This window comes from Anaerobacillus alkalidiazotrophicus (assembly GCF_001866055.1).
Genome location: NZ_MLQS01000030.1, coordinates 353,479 through 369,778, shown reverse-complemented (window position 1 = coordinate 369,778; position 16,300 = coordinate 353,479). Strand labels below are relative to the sequence as shown.

Sequence of the window (16,300 nt, the reverse complement as noted above, 5' to 3'; positions counted from 1 at the left end):
ATTTTTCTAAATAAGGCAAACCTTCTTTATATCCCTAATTTTACGTTTCAAATTCGACTTGAAGTCTTGTATTATTTACGGAGGTGATACAATAGGATACCTGTAGCGATAGAAACATTTAGTGATTCAGCTTCTCCATAGATAGGAATAAAGAGATTTTCATCCGTCACTTGAAGAAGTTCCTTCGATAACCCATTTCCTTCATTTCCAACAATGAGAGCAAAACTCTCTGGTGCCATGACCGTTCTATATTCTTTCGCCTTTTCGTTTAAGGCTGTTCCATAAACGGGTATTTTTTCACTTTTAAACTTTTCCACCCATTCTGTTAATTCGCCCCTAACTATCGGCAAGTGAAAAATAGAGCCTTGTGTAGAACGAATAACTTTACTATTATACATATCGACCGTTCCCGTCCCTAAAATGACTCCTGACAAACCAGCACAATCCGCTGTACGAATAATAGTTCCAAGATTACCTGGATCCTGAACTTGATCAATTAATATATATAAACCGTTTTTCTCTATCGTTAACGGTTTTCTACCTAATAATTCACAGACCGCAACAATCCCTTGAGGAGTTTGTGTATCACAAATCTCTTTCATGATTTTATCGTTTACGATATATATTGGAATGTTTGATAAATCCCAGTTTGAGGGAATAGTAAAATTCTCCTCTATAAAAATTTCATTTATAATAACATTTGAATTTAATGCTTCTTCTACCAAATGTTCTCCTTCTATTAGAAAACTCCCTAACTTTTCCCTACCTTTACGAGTATGTAATTTTTTTACTGTTTTAATCTTTATGTTTTTTACCGATTCAATTCGTTCCATAACAAACTCCTTTTTTCATTTACAAATATTTTCGTCCAATTGTTGTCATACTATAACAGAAATGCCAATTGGCTTAAATTTTATTTTACCATAAAGGAGCTGTTAATTAGATGGGGTTTAATTTACGTGGTGCAATTTTAGCAAATGTAGCAAATAGTACAGCGGATGATGTGAAAGCTACTATTGATGATGCGATGCAAAGTGGCGAAGAGAAAATGCTTCCTGGTTTAGGGGTTTTATTCGAAGTTTATTGGCAACAAGCAGATGAAACTAGTAAACAAAAAGTCATTTCTCAAATTTCTCAAGGATTACAAAGGTAAAATACCGTTATTTGAGTTACGTTCATTAAAATGATTACCACATCAAGCTACATTTAGGTGTGACGGGTATTAAAATAAGTGATAATGAAATATTCAAGAAAAAAGCGACCCACATTTGGATCGCTTTTTTCTCATTTTAAGGAGGAGAATAAAAATTGTATTACAAATCAAAATATATCATTAACGATCATTGATGACCGTTTTGAACCTGTCGTAAAATTTCATGTGCGTCATTCCCAGATAGTAAAATTAATTCTTCTAATAATTCATCCCGAACTAAATCTAGGCGAATTATTTCACTTGCTAACTTTAAAGCTTCATTTTTCATTTAACATCGCCCCTATCCTTTTTGTTACTCTTATATTAACTAGCTAAGATAATGTTTTCAGCAATATAGTAAGGTTTTATCACATTGTTTTTCCAAAAGGACCAGTACCTAATGTGAGATTCCCTAAATTAAAGGAGACTGAATTAAATTAACGAGTTCAGTTTTGGGAGAGCAAATGACAAATAACATTAGAAATAGCGTACAAATTAGATATGATTTTGTACGCTTATTTTTTCGGTATATCAACGTTTGAAAAGAATAGTCATGCAGTTTTTGACATCAAATTCCATGTGATCTGGATGACAAAATATAGATATAAGGAATTACATGGTGCGAATGTCGTAAGAACACAAGAATTAATCAGTCAGAGATGCAAAGCGAGAGAAATCACAATTTTGCAAGGTAGTGTTGGAAAAGTCTACATTCATTTATTGTTATCGCATCCACCTAGTCTTTCTCCTAGTAAAATCATGCAGTACCTAAAAGGAAGGTCATCAAGGTTGCATCAGGAGCAGTTTCCGGAGCTAAAAAAGAAAAATTGGGGACAGCACCTATGGGCAAGGGGCTACTTTTGTGCCACAGTAGGAACGGTGGATGAAGAAACAATATAAAACTATATAGCGAACCAGTTTAATAGAAAAACGATATATTCAAGATTGAAGAATGAGTTAAGTCAACATTACCGCCCTACCCTTTGAGGCTAAATACTTAAAAACTCTACCATTTTTAGCTGAAGAGTCAGATGTAACCATAGGGGATTGGGAAAAAGATTTGAAAAAAATCATATATAGTATTACTTACAATTCTAAAGAAAGAGTGGTTCACATACAGTTCATAGTAGCAAATTTTGACCGTTATTTTAGAGTATTAAAAAAGCAGCGAATATGAGGAAATTATATTAGAAGATGGAACAGTAGCATTTTTTCGAGAGACTCCATTCCCATCTTCAGACCTAAATTGGTTAAAAGATGAGATAGAATATAACTTACATTACAATTTCGTTATTAATGAAGATAATAAAGCAAAAGATGAACTACTTGAAATAGCTAATTCACTGAATGCCTAATTCATATTCAAGTAACGGGTGCAAATGCTTAACAAGGAAAAGGGTTAGTTGTTGCTGATTCCTTTTATCTAAGCGCTGAACAGTTTACTAAGGTTTGGCTTTTTTTCGTGTCAACAGAAAAAATAATCAATGTATTTCTATGTTGAGTGGATTGATGAAAACAAGAAGAAACTATGTCTGAGAAGATTTGTATAAAATCATTGACAATATTTCAGAAAAAAATTTAGAGAAGGTAAAAGAAATCCTTGAAACATTAACTAAGTATGGACAGGAATTTTATGAAGTTGAACCAACTAATGAGGAAAAGAAAGCAATTGAAGAGGCAATGTATAGTGAATTTCATTCTTTTGAAGATGTGTTTAAGGATGTCTTAGATGTTTGAAATTAAAGTTTCGAACAAAGCCAAAAAGTTTTTTCAAAAACAAGACGCTCCTACAAGAAAAAGAATAAAGAATGCTTTATTACAGTTAGCAGAAGACCCATATTATCGAAAAGAAAATGATAGAGTACAACGATATATTTAGACTCAGAGTTAGCGACATCAGAATGATTTATAAAGTAGAAGTTGAAAAATTAATATTATACATGTTAGACATTGATTTCCGAGGTAACATCTACAAATAAATACAAGGATAAAAGGTTAGGGAGTATTCTTAACCTTTTTTAATTTACAGTTATTACCGAGTGGGTAGATTAGCTTATTGAAGTAACGGAGGCTTTATCGAAAGTACTGCACATCTCGTTGTTGATCCAAGATATAATGCCTTCTATTTGTTGAAGTTACTTAACTCCCTTTAGTTGAATAACGAGACAGCCACTTCCTTTTTTGGAGGTGGCTGTTTTTTATACCTGGCGCATATAATAGACCGTAATCAATTTGGATCACTTACATGCGCTTAAAAGCACACAGTTTACTCGTTCTTTTTTTGTCCTTGTTTGTCAGGATCAACACGCTTATCGGCATCCTTCATGATTAGATGACCACCACATATAGAGACAAACTTATTCTGTTAGCAACAGTGCCACAAATGTTAAGGTTGTTGGTTACAATCCCCAACAAAAGTTATAGGGTTCAAAGGTGCCGTAAAGGTAGTGGTAAATGTGTTACCCAATAAATCACTAGCATTGATTTGCCATGTCCCAGTATTCCCTGGCAAGAGTGTCAATATAATCTCTACATCAAATATCCCGCTGAATAAATTTCCACTGGCCATTGCGGTTCCATGTACTCTAGCTGTATTGGCCGTACAATCAATGTGAATTCTTCTTCCTTGAATAAAATTAATTGTTGTACCCCCAGATCCAAATGTAATATTAAAGTTATCAACGGCAGGATTACACATAGGTGCTGTGATAAAACATTGGACTGCAGTCACATTAATCGTTCCTGCTAAAGTTGAAGGAACACCTTGTTGGGTAATATTAACAGTCGCTGGGGCACTATTGCCTTGAATACCTATTCGGAACTTACAAGGACATTGATCTGGACCAGGACATTCTACATTCGTGCCTACATGGGTCGAGACGGTTTGACCATTAACTGTGGTAGTAGCCGTAATAAGAACCGATGTAAAAGGAGTATTCTCTGGTACTGTCACTGTAGTTGAGAAAGTTCCATTCGCAAGGGATACTACAGGATTAGGACTGAATGTTACTATATTTGGAAAGCTGCTAAACGAGATATCAGCTCCACTAACAGGATCATCACCGCAGAAAATGGAACCAGTGATTGTAGCTTCACAACTAATGTTGGCTGGAACTTCGAGTGTTAAGACACAAGCATCTTCAGAACAAACCACTTGGGCATCAATGGAGGTGAAAATGTTCTGTCCTTCAACTATTGTTGAAGCAGTAATTGTAATGGTTTGTAAAGGAGTTCCAGGTTCAACAGTAACACCTACGAAGAAGTTTCCATCAGTACCAGTTGTAATTTGATCATGAGCAAAAGTGACATCTTCAGAATCTGAAGTTACCTCAATTACAGCACCTTCAATTGGTCTTCCACCGCACATAACTCTTCCCTCAACAAATCCGTCACAGTCAATTACATCTGTAGTGAATAATTCAATTACACAAGGACCATGGCACTCGACAATCGTATCAAGTGAGGTAGTAATAGGTAGACCACTAACAAAAGTATTAGCTGTAATTGTAACTGGTGTTGGCGGGGTTCCAGGTGGAACAGTGACGATTGTATCAAAATTGCCATTAGCATCCGTTACCGTAGGATCAGGAGAGAAGGTAACAATGTTTGGTTCTGCACTAAACGACACTTGTGCGCCCTCAACAGGTATATTTCCGCAAAGAACTTGACCTTGAAGATCTCCTTCACATATATAGGCTGCATGTACAAAAAGATGCGCATCGCAAGGTGGGATATCACAATCAAGCACTAAATCATTTATATTGAAATTTAACTGAAATGTGCTTGGGCGGACAATCCAGTCATATACCTTTTTTACAGATACACAGGCTAATTCTTTTTGAAAAGTATGATTTGTAGAAACTAACGTATCACTTGTTAATTTAATAGAGTTAACTTTGCTTTGGGTTCCTGCAGAGGTATTAGAAGTAGGAAATACCGCTGGACATTGATTTGGAGGAGTAATTGGACAACTGTTGATATTAATCTCTTGACGCGGATTACACAATTGTTCAGGAATGCTAATTACCATATCTGCAGCTATTTCTACATCTTGGCAAATAGCGAAAAATAGGTCCACCGAAGTAACAAGCCCATTTTGACAGTTTAGCTGTGCAATACAATCAAATTCAGTTATATTACATTCAAGTTCTGTACCTTCAGGCGCACATAGTATAAAAGATTCAATAAAACTAAATGGAAGAGGTTGGCTGCGGCAGGTGGTTCCAGGTCCAGTGATTTCAATGATAACCAATCCACTTTTTTGAACGAACACTTTTTGTAAAGTTATGACTTCACCGTTTGGTAACGTCGTATTGACATTTTTTCTGCCGTTTTTCTGAGGTATTTCTTTACAGCTAATAGTGCCTGGTGATAAAGAGACTATAGGAATTCCTTGTTGATTTGTAAGAATGCAATTTGCTTTTAAAATATCACATAGGTTTAACATAATTCCTCCTTTCTAAACTGATTAATATAGTAAAACATAAAATATTTTATTCTAAACCAAAATACTATGCTTGGGCAAAAATCTAACTTCTCCTTATCAGGAAATATTTTCATATTTAGAGTTGATTCAATTAAGAAGTTGTTGAAATATACAATCTTTATTCTAGGAAGTTTATTGAAAAAAGCTTTCAAAGATGTACCATCTCTTTTAAAGTAATCCCTCCATTCGAATTATGATATAGAGTAAAGGGTATATCGAGGTTTTAAAAAAATATATAAAAATGCAGCAAGGAATGGTACGGAAATAACTTTCGGAATAGGAATTATTTCTTCTGATTCGTTACAAGGAGATTTTTTTTAATAATAGTGGTAGTTCTGATGAATGGCTCATCAAAATTAAAGAAATGTTTAATAACGAATATAAGGGATTTGAAATAATCGAAGAATCCAACAATATGCCTATCATTTAACTTCAAAATGATGAAGAAATTTGGGACATTGTTACTTATAAAAATTCAAATGATCTTCTAGTTGTTATTAGTATGAAAGGTAACCAAGATTTTTTAGACGGTGATCAAATTGGTGAAACAGAGTATTTTTCAATATATAAGAAAATAATTGAAATGACGTCTGCTGAGTAAAAGGTGATTAAAACGGATAATGAACATCTGCTCAAAATCATCTTAGAGCGTTTTGATAAAGTAGATCTTCAGTTTGATGAAGTATTATCAAGGCTTGGTCAAATAGAAAAAAGTCAGCAGAAAGATGTTAAAGACACCCTTTATTTAATCTCTAAAAAGGTTGACGGTATTAAGTATGACGTTGATTATTCAAGTGAAAAAACAGGGAAACACGATACGAAAATTAATAGCCTCGAAAAGAGAATTCAGTCCTAATATAAGTACTGATTTTTTTAGCCAAGAAATTATCTTTTAATTTGTGAAAAGTTTCACTTAAAGTAAGGAGGCTTTAGTTTAACAAGAAAAGAAAATATGAGTAAAAACGCACAGTATCTGTGCGTTTTTGTATGCTAATTGTAGTGTTAATTCGTTTGGAATTGGAATGTTAAATGTAATGTATTTATCCTATAAATTAACGTTTTCCCTCCCAAAACTGAACCCGTTAGAATTAAATCAGCCTCCTTTTATTTTTATTCAAATGTTATTTTTGCAACTGTATCTTTATCAAGTTTTTTAATAACTTCAACAATTAATTTCACAGCATTTTCAAAATCATCTCGATGAAGAATCGCTGCATGTGTATGAATGTATCGTGTAGCAATAGTAATAGATAGAGCCGGAACCCCATTCGCTGTCAAGTGAATAGCGCCAGAATCTGTTCCACCACCAGCAACAGAATCAAATTGATATGGAATTCCAGCTTCATCAGCTGTATCAGTTACAAAATCACGAAGTCCTTTATGAGAAATCATTGAAGCATCATAAATGATAATTTGAGGGCCTTTCCCCATTTTTGCCAATGCTTCTTTTTCTGTTACACCAGGAGTATCTCCTGCAATTCCTACATCAACACCAAAACCTATGTCTGGTTGGATAAAGTGAGCCGATGTTCGAGCCCCTCTAAGTCCCACTTCTTCTTGTACTGTCCCTACACCGTAAACTGTATTAGGATGATCAACATCCTTTAATTGGCGAAGTACTTCAATCGCAATTGCGCAACCAATTCGATTGTCCCACGCTTTTGCCATAAGCATTTTTTCATTTTTTAAGACCGTAAATTCACAAACTGGTACTATTGAGTCACCGGGAAGAACACCAAATTCCATTGCCTCTTCTTTACTTGACGCACCTATATCAATAAACATATCCTTAATCTCAACAGGTTTTTTTCTTGCCTCAGGTGGAAGAATATGCGGTGGTTTAGAGCCGATAACACCTGGCACATTACCTTTGCGTGTCATAACAGTAACACGTTGTGCTAGCATCACTTGCCCCCACCAGCCACCTACTGTTTGAAAGCGTAAAAATCCTTTATCATCGATGCTTTTAACCATAAAGCCAATTTCATCTAAATGCCCTGCCACCATTATTTTTGGACCTTCAGCAGCACCCGTTTTTTTTGCTATTAGACTCCCAAGGTGATCTTGAGTCACTTCATCAGCATAAGGTTCAATAAATTTTCTCATAACCTCTCGTGGCTCGCGTTCATCCCCTGGAATTCCGTTTGCATCTGTCAGTGCCTTTAACATCTTTAACGTTTCATCCATATGTAAATGCCTCCTTAAAATATAATATCTCTCATTTAATTATATCGATAATCGAAATAATACTCAATTAATAGCCATCGTTTTGCCGTTGATGATTCACTTCATTTTTCCCTCTATATGCTGTTTCTATGTCATTATCTGTAAAACCTAATAATTTTCCTAAAACTAAATATTGCTGAAATAATACAATAAAATCACTTTCATCTTTCGTTTTTTCAAACTGACTACTAAGAGAATATAGAGTTGCAAACTGGTTTGTTAACGTTGAACTATTTTTAGGAGTTTCAACATTAAGCTTTATTATTGATATTGAGATATCTATTCCTATTGATAATAAAAAATGAAATCCATCTACATACTCCTCTAAAATAACTTCTTGTGAACTTGGTTGTTTTAAACTCCAATACTTGAAACAACGTGTTTCATTTGCTAATTCACCAAGTTCTACTTGAAAAGCTAATACTTTTTCAGCAATTAAGTTCTTACCAAGAACATTGTGTTCTTCTCTAATTCGGTTGTCTAATTCTTTCTGCAACTGGAACATTTTTATTAAATCCAATAAATTCACGTCCTTTTGTTATTTTTTGAAACCTTTTCTTTTTTAAAACGTATGTAAATGAGATGATATCTGATTATGCGCATATACTATTAAATGATTTTAACTAGGAGTGATGTCGATGGCTGTTTTTTTATTTCGATTTTTGGTATTAATAGCCGTTTTTATTTTAGCATATTGTGCTATCAAATATTTTATAAACCCTAAACGAAAGTTAGAATTAGCCCATAATAAAAAATTGTTTTATTTACTAGACGAAAAATCAAATGTCAGAAAAAATTTTCTTTTGACTTACCGCGGTGTTTTATTTGAGGGAGAAAAATATTTAGGGACAACTGAAAATGCCTTTGAGGTTGTCACTATACAAGTTTGGGCAAAGAATAACAATAACCTACAAGGTTTAAATAAGGAAGATTTTCATTTTATCGAGAAAGAAATTAGTATCATATATCCAAATGCGAAAGTAATTTGGAAGAGCCCAATAAAAGAATTACTTTCACGCTAACAAAAACCGCTGCAACCGTAAAGACAAAAGTTTAACTAAACAAGCTAAAAAACAACCATCCAATAATATTATTGGACGGTTGTTTTTTCAGCTTGTTTTAAAAAATTTCTTCCATTCAACGTTTGTCTGTTTGTCTAAATTCTTTTTACGAAACCCAAAAAAGATAGCAGTTAAAAAGACCAAAAGAGCGATTGAATAAAAAAGCGGAAGATCAACTATCATTTGCCCAAAACTAGTGAAAATAATTGATGGTAGAACGATACCTAGAAACGAATATTTCGTATATTCTTTAAAACTATTTGTTTGCTCCACAATATAGAGCGATAAGAGGTGAAAATGAACAAAAGGAACCATCCTTAACACCATAATTTGATTCATTGTCATTGGACCATTTTTCATCATTTTTTTATTTAACTTCGCAAATTTGGATAACAGATGCGGAAACTTCATTGTGATAAAATAAAAAATGATACACATTAGTGTTAATCCTATCATTGAAAAGATCGATCCGTAAATGACACCAAATAAATACCCACCAACCATACAAACAAAAATAACGGGTAATAATAAAAGTGGACGAATAAGATGAAATAAAACAAATAATAATGGCGCTAAAAATCCACTCTGTTCAATATAGATGGGGATAGCTTCTGAAAGATGTTCAATCATTGTCTTCCTCCTCTCTATTAACAAATATGAATTCCGATTACAAATAATGATAACTCATTAGGACAATTTGTATAATCATTATAACCGGCATCCCTATTCTAAAAGAATTGTGCTTTGTTTTATGACGAAAAGCTCTCATACCTAGCATGATACCGACACTACCTCCGATTATCGCTAGTAAGAAAAATTTTCTCTCAGAAATTCTCCACTGACCTTTTATTGCTTTTTGTTTATCTACAAACATATAGACAAATGATACAATATTGATAAAAAAAGCATATGCGACGATGGTTGTACTTGTCACAACTTTTCCCTACTTTCTTAACATTAGGCCTATACTCAACTACATAATGTGTAAAAAAACCACCCTCGTTCATGAGAGTGGCTTTTTAATTTTACTATTAGTTTAAGCTAGATTTTGCTTTTGCTGCTAATTCAGCAAATGCATTCTCATCGTTAACAGCTAAATCAGCAAGCATTTTACGGTTTACTTCAATACCTGCTACTTTTAAACCATGCATTAAACGGCTATATGAAAGACCATTCATACGTGCAGCTGCGTTAATACGAGTAATCCAAAGCTTACGGAAGTCACGCTTCTTTTGGCGACGATCACGGTAAGCATAAAGTAATGATTTCATTACTTGGACTTGCGCAGTTTTAAATAATCTATGTTTTGAACCATGATAACCTTTAGCTAACTTTAATACTTTCTTACGACGACGACGAGCGACATAACCGCCTTTTACTCTTGGCATCGTGTTTCCCTCCTCAAATCTTCAACAATGTTGAAAATAATAATTATTTTTTGTACGTTAACATTTCACGGATACGTTTGAAATCTCCACTATGAACCATTGCAGCTTTACGAAGCTTACGTTTTGCTTTTGTTGACTTGTTAGCAAATAAGTGACTTGTGTATGCACGCGCACGCTTAAGCTTGCCAGAACCTGTTTTCTTAAAACGCTTTGCTGCACCCTTATGAGTTTTCATTTTAGGCATAAGTAAATCCTCCCTTATTGATTACTACTATTAAAAGATTCTTATGTTCTTAATAGTTTTATCAACTATTTTTCAGCTTTTGGAGCTAAAATTAAGAACATGCTTCGGCCTTCCATTTTTGGCGCCGACTCCACCGTTGAAATGTCTTCACATTCTTTGGCAAGACGCATTAAAACATCTCTTCCGATTTGAGAATGAGTAATCGCACGTCCGCGAAAACGGATCGCAGCTTTTACTTTATCTCCTTTCTCAAGGAACTTGCGGGCATTACGAAGCTTCGTATTAAAATCATTTAACTCAATCGTCGGGCTCAGGCGAACCTCTTTCGTTGTGATAATTTTTTGATTTTTACGAGCTTCTTTGTCTTTCTTTTGTTGCTCATACCTAAACTTACCGTAGTCCATAATTCGGCATACTGGCGGTTTAGCATTTGGTGCAACCATAACTAAGTCAAGGTTTGCATTTTGAGCCATTTCAAGAGCTTCTTGTCTTGATTTTACACCAATTTGATCTCCGTTTGCCCCAATGAGACGAACTTCTCGGGCACGGATGCCCTCATTGACCATCATGTCTTTACTAATAACTAGCCACCTCCATGGTTTTTTAGAAAAATATTGCTTATTAAAGCAACTGTAACCTTAGTTTACTATGTATATCGTTTTACTTTTTTCAAAACGATATACCAAGGATCCATGCATAAATTGAATGCCCTACTTACTTGATTATCCAATGTACTTGAACAACTTAATCATTCGCAAACTCTAAGTATGCGTCTTATCCTTTCTATACTCTAATCTTTTAACAAAGTTAAAAGTTGAAGCATAAAAAAGGTGTGAGCACATATTGCGCCCACACCTATACTGTTCATAACTTAAACATTTTAGTAACCTACAAACTTCATTAGTCAGTCAGGTGAGAAGCGGGCGCTTCTTCTTGCATTGGTTCCAATATTTAATTCACTAAGTTACTATACCAAGAAGCAAGTTGTTTGTCAACATTCTACGTGTACTAATTATTTTTACTTCACAACAATTAAGAAATTCGAAAATCGACTTATTTATCTTAACAAGAATCTATGAAACATTTCAAGTGTTTTTTTCCTAAAAATGAATATTAATTGCTCTATTAATATTTTCCGTATTTAAATATACTTATTGAATGAGTTTTCTAATTAACCAAACAGACCCAAGATAATATCTTAGCGGCGAGAATAATGAATGATGAAATTCATTATTCTCTTTAAATAGTTAAAATTCAATTCGTAGAGTTTAATAGGTGATACGGACCGTTATGATAAAGCTGAACTTCAATCAGTGGGGGTTTTCCTTCATCCCCCACTGATTGTTAGTTCAACTTATCGGACCTTTAGGGGCAGTTTATCCCCCACCTAAACTTCTCGATTTTCTTAAGTTTTGAGGTGGGGTCTTACTTGCCCCTTAAGAGTGGGATAAATCATTCATTTTTTAAAAGGGAAATGATTTCGTCAGCAGAAACTGGTCGACTAAAGTAGTAGCCTTGCATTTCATTACATTGTTCTTCTTGTAAATAACACAGTGCTTCTTTATTTTCTACCCCTTCAGCGATCACTCGTAAACCTAAATTATGTGCCAAATTTATTATTGAAGATACAATTGCTCGATCGCCCTTATTATCAGGTAAATGATAAACAAAGGTTTGATCAATCTTTAAAGTAGTTATCGGAAATGTTTGCAAATAACTTAACGAAGAATACCCTGTACCAAAATCGTCGATAGCAATTTGAATTCCTAATTCTTTTAATTGGGTTAATGTCTCAACCGTTGCTTTAGTATTTTCTAATAAACTATTCTCTGTTATTTCTAGCTCTAATAAACTCGGGTTGACCCTAGTTTTTTCCAACAATTTTGATAAATCGTTTATAAAACTAGGATGTTGGAATTGTTTATTAGAAATATTAACACCCACTCTAATATTATCAAAGCCAAGCTGTTGCCACTTTTTAATTTCAGTAACCGCTTCTTTTAACACCCATTCTCCTAAGGGGATAATTAAACCAGTTTCTTCAGCAACTTGTATAAATTCTAAAGGCGGGATATAGCCTTTTTCTGGATGAAGCCAGCGAATAAGTGCCTCTACACCAACAATTTTATTCGTTTTTAAGTCAACCTGTGGTTGATAGTGCAGCATTAACTGATCGTTTGTTGTTAATGCTTTCCTTAATTCATTTTCTATTTGTAATTTTTTGACTAACTTCTTATTCATTTCATCGGTGTAGAACATATACGTATTTCTACCCTTTTCTTTAGCAGTGTACAATGCAATATCGGCATTTTTCACTAAATCTTCAGAGGTTTCGCCACATGATGGATAAGCGCTAATACCTATACTTATTGTTAGGTGTATATCAGCTTGTTTATATAAAAATGGACTTTCAAAATTTTTTAATAAGTATTGGCACGCTTTAACTACATCATCTTCTTTAAAATCATAAATGACTAATAAAAACTCATCGCCACCGAGATGATAAAGCACATAATCACCAATATAATTGGTTAACTCTACTTTTTTTAAACGGTGTGCTGCCAAAATTAATATATAATCCCCTACCTGGTAACCTAACGAATCATTTATATGTTTGAAATGATCCAAATCAATATACATTACTCCAACATTTTTATTTGTTTCCTTAGCCGTTTGTATATGTTGAGTTAAATTAAGATCCAACATTCTTCTGTTTGGTAAATTAGTGAGTGTGTCATGATAAGCCATATGTTGAACCGTTAATTCAGAATTTTTTAATTCTGTAATATCATTTACCGATCCAACTATTTCTTGTATTTCATTCTCTCGATAAAATGGCGAAAGTGTTATATACAAATGCTTATTATTATTTTTTAATTCAAACTTACTCTTCTTCCCTGTAAACGTTTTTTCTACATAGTATAAAAACTTATCTAAAATAACTGGCGGTAAAATTTTCGAAATAGAAGAGTGTAGAAAATTATCTTTATATATTCCAATTTCTTCTGCTAGTTTTCCAGCAATTAAAGTGAAAACATAATCTTTATTTATTTTCTTTAACTTAAATACAAAGTTATCTAAATTCCCCATCACTTGAAAGAAATCATTTTTAAGTAATCTTCGTCCTTGTTCTTCATAAAGCTTTCCTTCAGTTATATCCGTTCTAATTGATACGAATTTATATGGAATTCCATTCTCATCAAAATAAGGAAAAATGGAAGTTTTCACCCAATAGTAGGTTCGATCCTTTGCCCGATTTTTCACTTCACCATGCCAAACATTTCCACTAGTAATCGTTCTCCACATATCCGCATAAAAATCATCTGAGTGATGGTTAGATTTTAATATCCTGTGATTTTTCCCAATTAATTCTTCTCTCGAATATTTAGAAATTCTGCAAAATGTATCATTAACGCTTAAAATTGTACCGTTTTTATCTGTTGTTGCAACAATGGTTGATTGATCATGGGCATAACTAAGGTCAGATAACTCACCTAATATTTCTTCTACCATTTGACTTTTGATATTTAATTTTATTAGCTCACGCTTTAGTTCATAGACAAGATTTATCGATGTATTACGTTTAAATGTATTAATTAAATCCTTACTCAAAAAAATTCCCCCCTTGAGAAGAAAACTTCTTAACATAAAATATAGAGTATTTCGCTTTTATTGGTATAGTAAGTCTACCACTTATTTACCAATGTCGAAAAGTGTAATTATTTATCATAATAATTATTGAATCTTATAATTTCATTAATCCAGCGACATCATGCTATATCTAGTTGAAAACGCACCAATTCAGCTAGATATAGTAACATAGTCATGTAAATCTGTATAATAAAATTCATTAAATATTAAAGCATTTTTTGGATAAAACTATGAGTTAAGCTTATACTTGTACAAAAAAATTTATATTATTTATGAAGGTGAAGAAAGTGAAAAAATACTTATTATTAACTATTCTTTTTATCACACTATTTAGTCATTCAGCATCCGCTATCTCGCCAGAATTTCTAGAGGAAAAGTATCTACCTAAATTTGAGGAGATTGAAAGAAAAGCGATATTACAATTGAATTCATTAATTGATGAAGCCTTTGTAGAGTATCAAAATAAGAAAGAAAAAGGGGAAATAACGCTACCACTATTGTTCAATTATATAGAGCGAGGCAAAAAGTTAGAGGATGATGTGGAAATTGAATTTCAATCACTGCTTACACAAGTGAAAGCGGAAATAAAAGCCAATGATTTACCAGAAGATTTAACTTACCCTTATGAGAAATACTATATCAAATCCAAACGAAATAACAAACTAAAAATTTTAAAAAATATTACATTAGAAGGTCATAAAATTACTTTTTAGAAAAAGCTACTTAAAATACCCGTATCAACTGGCATCAGCCAAGCTTCAAAACAACATATATTTTTACCTACTTAAAAGGTGAATTCAAAGCCTTAGTTTCACGAGCTTTGAATTCACCTTTTATCGTAAAAATATATTTAATTATTAAATCAATGAGCTTTTTGAAATTTATTTACTAACTTTATTCCTAAGAAATACCCTATCAATATCATACTTAGCGCACCGATCACCATACTATACTCAACGAATGTTGGTGTGTAGCTTAACAACGTAACGGGAGCGTTTACTTCTGGTTTTAGCGATACGATTTGCCCTGCTGTTATGAGATTATGACGTGCAAATGCCATTCCAACTAACACCATTACACCGGCAGCCATTAAGCTCCGAGGATCTTTTACTGTTAGTACAATCAACAAAGGTAGTAAAAGACCTAATCCAAGTTCAAACACCCAAAAACTTATACTTAAACTACCTGTTAGCAAATACATTGTAGCTTCGTATCTTTCAGGAGATTGCCCAATCAAACCACTGAGTATATTCCAAATAGTTAAAATAAGAACAACGATTATAAACAATACTAATAATTTACTTAAATACGGAACGAGCTGTTCTCTAGTTCTCTCACTTGTGAAATAAAACAATATGAGTAATGCTGCCGCTCCAGTTAATAATGCCGTAAATATAAACAATATAGGTAAATAAGGTGAAGTCCAGAAAGCTCTTCCTGGCATCGTACCAAAAACGGCACCTAAATTACTTGTTGCTGCTAGCCCAGTAGTAATCGCTAGTACAGCAAATACTTTTACTGCCTTTTCTTTATTTATCATGTGGAAAAAAACTTCTGCAATTAAAAACACTAGGTAAATTCCATATAAGTAACCCATCCAAATAAACGCTGATTGGAAATTTGGAGACAGAACAGCATAAATTGCCAAGTTAAGAGGGTATTTAAGCTCTAGAGCAAGCACAATAAACGCTGTAGATAAAAATGTAATAGCCAAAATGATCGGCTTTATTCCCATATCTTCAAATTCTTTTGTGTTTGTAAACTTTGTGTCTCCAAAAACAAGACGTAGAATCCATACTCGGTGTCCTAATGTTGATAAGAGACATAAACCTGTACACCCAACAGCAAAGTATACATACGCAGAGATTAATAACCCCCATAGTACTTCATCGGTTGTACCCCATGCATGATGACCTTTAGCGAGTGTTACTATCGCACCATAAATAAATAAAGCAAGTAACACACCCGTTATCACTAGTAAAGGAGTTTGATTTTTGGGACTTTTCGGTAATATCGACTTTTGTTGAACGACTTCATTCATCTCCAGTTCCT

General features: G+C 33.5%; 19 protein-coding genes and 1 other annotated feature. Of the genes, 7 read left to right on the top strand and 12 right to left on the bottom strand.

The annotated features are described in order from the left end of the window. Nucleotides 1-71: 71 nt before the first annotated feature. Nucleotides 72-833 (bottom strand): TrmH family RNA methyltransferase, encoded by a 762-nt coding sequence (locus BKP45_RS17765; protein ID WP_071389917.1) that lies wholly within the window; start codon nucleotides 831-833, stop codon nucleotides 72-74. A gap of 110 nt (nucleotides 834-943) precedes the next feature. Between BKP45_RS17765 and sspI the strand changes: the two genes are divergently transcribed. Beyond that, nucleotides 944-1,153, top strand: a complete 210-nt coding sequence (sspI, locus tag BKP45_RS17760; protein ID WP_071309350.1) for a small acid-soluble spore protein SspI — start codon at nucleotides 944-946, stop codon at nucleotides 1,151-1,153. Nucleotides 1,154-1,340: 187 nt separating this feature from the next. On the opposite strand, the gene BKP45_RS22710 is transcribed toward sspI, so the two are convergent. Beyond that, entirely contained in the window at nucleotides 1,341-1,481 is a 141-nt protein-coding gene (locus BKP45_RS22710; RefSeq protein ID WP_169823119.1) for a hypothetical protein, read from the bottom strand. Between the two features lie 212 nt (nucleotides 1,482-1,693). Between BKP45_RS22710 and tnpA the strand changes: the two genes are divergently transcribed. From tnpA to BKP45_RS22705, 3 genes are all read left to right on the top strand, one after another. Further along, nucleotides 1,694-2,092 carry an IS200/IS605 family transposase gene (gene tnpA, locus BKP45_RS17755; protein ID WP_071389916.1) on the top strand — a complete coding sequence of 133 codons (399 nt, stop codon included), beginning with the start codon at nucleotides 1,694-1,696 and terminating at the stop codon, nucleotides 2,090-2,092. Nucleotides 2,093-2,734: 642 nt separating this feature from the next. Next, nucleotides 2,735-2,929, top strand: a complete 195-nt coding sequence (locus tag BKP45_RS17750; RefSeq protein WP_071389915.1) for a hypothetical protein — start codon at nucleotides 2,735-2,737, stop codon at nucleotides 2,927-2,929. After that, nucleotides 2,922-3,071 carry a type II toxin-antitoxin system RelE family toxin gene (locus BKP45_RS22705; RefSeq protein WP_169824103.1) on the top strand — a complete coding sequence of 50 codons (150 nt, stop codon included), beginning with the start codon at nucleotides 2,922-2,924 and terminating at the stop codon, nucleotides 3,069-3,071. The genes BKP45_RS17750 and BKP45_RS22705 overlap by 8 nt, the downstream gene beginning before the upstream one ends. 507 nt (nucleotides 3,072-3,578) lie before the next feature. On the opposite strand, the gene BKP45_RS23135 is transcribed toward BKP45_RS22705, so the two are convergent. After that, nucleotides 3,579-5,639, bottom strand: a complete 2,061-nt coding sequence (locus tag BKP45_RS23135) for a BMQ_0737 family morphogenetic spore coat protein (RefSeq protein ID WP_245747458.1) — start codon at nucleotides 5,637-5,639, stop codon at nucleotides 3,579-3,581. Between the two features lie 643 nt (nucleotides 5,640-6,282). On the opposite strand from BKP45_RS23135, the gene BKP45_RS17735 reads away from it, so the two are divergent. Beyond that, nucleotides 6,283-6,534 carry a hypothetical protein gene (locus tag BKP45_RS17735; RefSeq protein ID WP_071389913.1) on the top strand — a complete coding sequence of 84 codons (252 nt, stop codon included), beginning with the start codon at nucleotides 6,283-6,285 and terminating at the stop codon, nucleotides 6,532-6,534. A 254-nt stretch (nucleotides 6,535-6,788) separates the two neighbouring features. Here the strand turns inward: BKP45_RS17735 and BKP45_RS17730 are convergent, their stop codons facing one another. Beyond that, on the bottom strand, nucleotides 6,789-7,865 hold the full coding sequence (locus tag BKP45_RS17730; protein WP_071389912.1) for a M42 family metallopeptidase: 1,077 nt from the start codon (nucleotides 7,863-7,865) through the stop codon (nucleotides 6,789-6,791). 67 nt (nucleotides 7,866-7,932) lie between these two features. Then, entirely contained in the window at nucleotides 7,933-8,424 is a 492-nt protein-coding gene (locus BKP45_RS17725; RefSeq protein ID WP_071389911.1) for a dUTP diphosphatase, read from the bottom strand. Between the two features lie 118 nt (nucleotides 8,425-8,542). Here BKP45_RS17725 and BKP45_RS17720 point away from each other — a divergent pair, with 118 nt between their 5' ends. After that, nucleotides 8,543-8,926, top strand: a complete 384-nt coding sequence (locus tag BKP45_RS17720) for a sigma-w pathway protein ysdB (RefSeq protein WP_071389910.1) — start codon at nucleotides 8,543-8,545, stop codon at nucleotides 8,924-8,926. Nucleotides 8,927-9,013: 87 nt separating this feature from the next. Here BKP45_RS17720 and BKP45_RS17715 read toward each other — a convergent pair whose 3' ends face one another. From BKP45_RS17715 to BKP45_RS17690, 6 genes are all read right to left on the bottom strand, one after another. Beyond that, nucleotides 9,014-9,595, bottom strand: a complete 582-nt coding sequence (locus tag BKP45_RS17715; RefSeq protein WP_071389909.1) for a TVP38/TMEM64 family protein — start codon at nucleotides 9,593-9,595, stop codon at nucleotides 9,014-9,016. A gap of 37 nt (nucleotides 9,596-9,632) precedes the next feature. Beyond that, a complete protein-coding gene (locus BKP45_RS17710) occupies nucleotides 9,633-9,899 on the bottom strand; it encodes a DUF1294 domain-containing protein (protein WP_245747457.1) in 267 nt (88 codons plus the stop codon). Nucleotides 9,900-9,996: 97 nt separating this feature from the next. Next, nucleotides 9,997-10,353, bottom strand: coding sequence for a 50S ribosomal protein L20 (rplT, locus tag BKP45_RS17705; RefSeq protein ID WP_071310047.1), 357 nt, complete (start codon nucleotides 10,351-10,353; stop codon nucleotides 9,997-9,999). Nucleotides 10,354-10,396: 43 nt separating this feature from the next. Continuing rightward, the gene (gene rpmI / locus BKP45_RS17700) at nucleotides 10,397-10,597 is read right to left on the bottom strand and encodes a 50S ribosomal protein L35 (protein ID WP_071389908.1); all 201 of its coding nucleotides are present in this window, start codon (nucleotides 10,595-10,597) and stop codon (nucleotides 10,397-10,399) included. A gap of 65 nt (nucleotides 10,598-10,662) precedes the next feature. Then, nucleotides 10,663-11,166, bottom strand: coding sequence for a translation initiation factor IF-3 (infC, locus tag BKP45_RS17695; protein WP_071310049.1), 504 nt, complete (start codon nucleotides 11,164-11,166; stop codon nucleotides 10,663-10,665). A 249-nt stretch (nucleotides 11,167-11,415) separates the two neighbouring features. Then, nucleotides 11,416-11,538, bottom strand: a sequence feature (ribosomal protein L20 leader region). A gap of 511 nt (nucleotides 11,539-12,049) precedes the next feature. Beyond that, nucleotides 12,050-14,209 (bottom strand): sensor domain-containing protein, encoded by a 2,160-nt coding sequence (locus tag BKP45_RS17690; RefSeq protein WP_169824102.1) that lies wholly within the window; start codon nucleotides 14,207-14,209, stop codon nucleotides 12,050-12,052. A 326-nt stretch (nucleotides 14,210-14,535) separates the two neighbouring features. Between BKP45_RS17690 and BKP45_RS17685 the strand changes: the two genes are divergently transcribed. Continuing rightward, nucleotides 14,536-14,961: a hypothetical protein gene (locus tag BKP45_RS17685; protein ID WP_071389907.1), complete on the top strand. Its 426-nt coding sequence runs from the start codon at nucleotides 14,536-14,538 to the stop codon at nucleotides 14,959-14,961. Between the two features lie 149 nt (nucleotides 14,962-15,110). Here BKP45_RS17685 and nrfD read toward each other — a convergent pair whose 3' ends face one another. Beyond that, nucleotides 15,111-16,289, bottom strand: coding sequence for an NrfD/PsrC family molybdoenzyme membrane anchor subunit (gene nrfD / locus BKP45_RS17680; protein WP_071389906.1), 1,179 nt, complete (start codon nucleotides 16,287-16,289; stop codon nucleotides 15,111-15,113). Nucleotides 16,290-16,300 lie beyond the last annotated feature (11 nt).

What these genes read in the sequence shown, in the direction of transcription:
- BKP45_RS17765 (WP_071389917.1), bottom strand. Translation starts at nt 833, where the DNA reads ATGGAACGAATTGAATCGGTAAAAAACATAAAGATTAAAACAGTAAAA.
- sspI (WP_071309350.1), top strand. Translation starts at nt 944, where the DNA reads ATGGGGTTTAATTTACGTGGTGCAATTTTAGCAAATGTAGCAAATAGT.
- BKP45_RS22710 (WP_169823119.1), bottom strand. Translation starts at nt 1,481, where the DNA reads ATGAAAAATGAAGCTTTAAAGTTAGCAAGTGAAATAATTCGCCTAGAT.
- tnpA (WP_071389916.1), top strand. Translation starts at nt 1,694, where the DNA reads ATGATTTTGTACGCTTATTTTTTCGGTATATCAACGTTTGAAAAGAAT.
- BKP45_RS22705 (WP_169824103.1), top strand. Translation starts at nt 2,922, where the DNA reads ATGTTTGAAATTAAAGTTTCGAACAAAGCCAAAAAGTTTTTTCAAAAA.
- BKP45_RS23135 (WP_245747458.1), bottom strand. Translation starts at nt 5,639, where the DNA reads ATGTTAAACCTATGTGATATTTTAAAAGCAAATTGCATTCTTACAAAT.
- BKP45_RS17730 (WP_071389912.1), bottom strand. Translation starts at nt 7,865, where the DNA reads ATGGATGAAACGTTAAAGATGTTAAAGGCACTGACAGATGCAAACGGA.
- BKP45_RS17720 (WP_071389910.1), top strand. Translation starts at nt 8,543, where the DNA reads ATGGCTGTTTTTTTATTTCGATTTTTGGTATTAATAGCCGTTTTTATT.
- BKP45_RS17715 (WP_071389909.1), bottom strand. Translation starts at nt 9,595, where the DNA reads ATGATTGAACATCTTTCAGAAGCTATCCCCATCTATATTGAACAGAGT.
- rplT (WP_071310047.1), bottom strand. Translation starts at nt 10,353, where the DNA reads ATGCCAAGAGTAAAAGGCGGTTATGTCGCTCGTCGTCGTCGTAAGAAA.
- rpmI (WP_071389908.1), bottom strand. Translation starts at nt 10,597, where the DNA reads ATGCCTAAAATGAAAACTCATAAGGGTGCAGCAAAGCGTTTTAAGAAA.
- infC (WP_071310049.1), bottom strand. Translation starts at nt 11,166, where the DNA reads ATGATGGTCAATGAGGGCATCCGTGCCCGAGAAGTTCGTCTCATTGGG.
- nrfD (WP_071389906.1), bottom strand. Translation starts at nt 16,289, where the DNA reads ATGAATGAAGTCGTTCAACAAAAGTCGATATTACCGAAAAGTCCCAAA.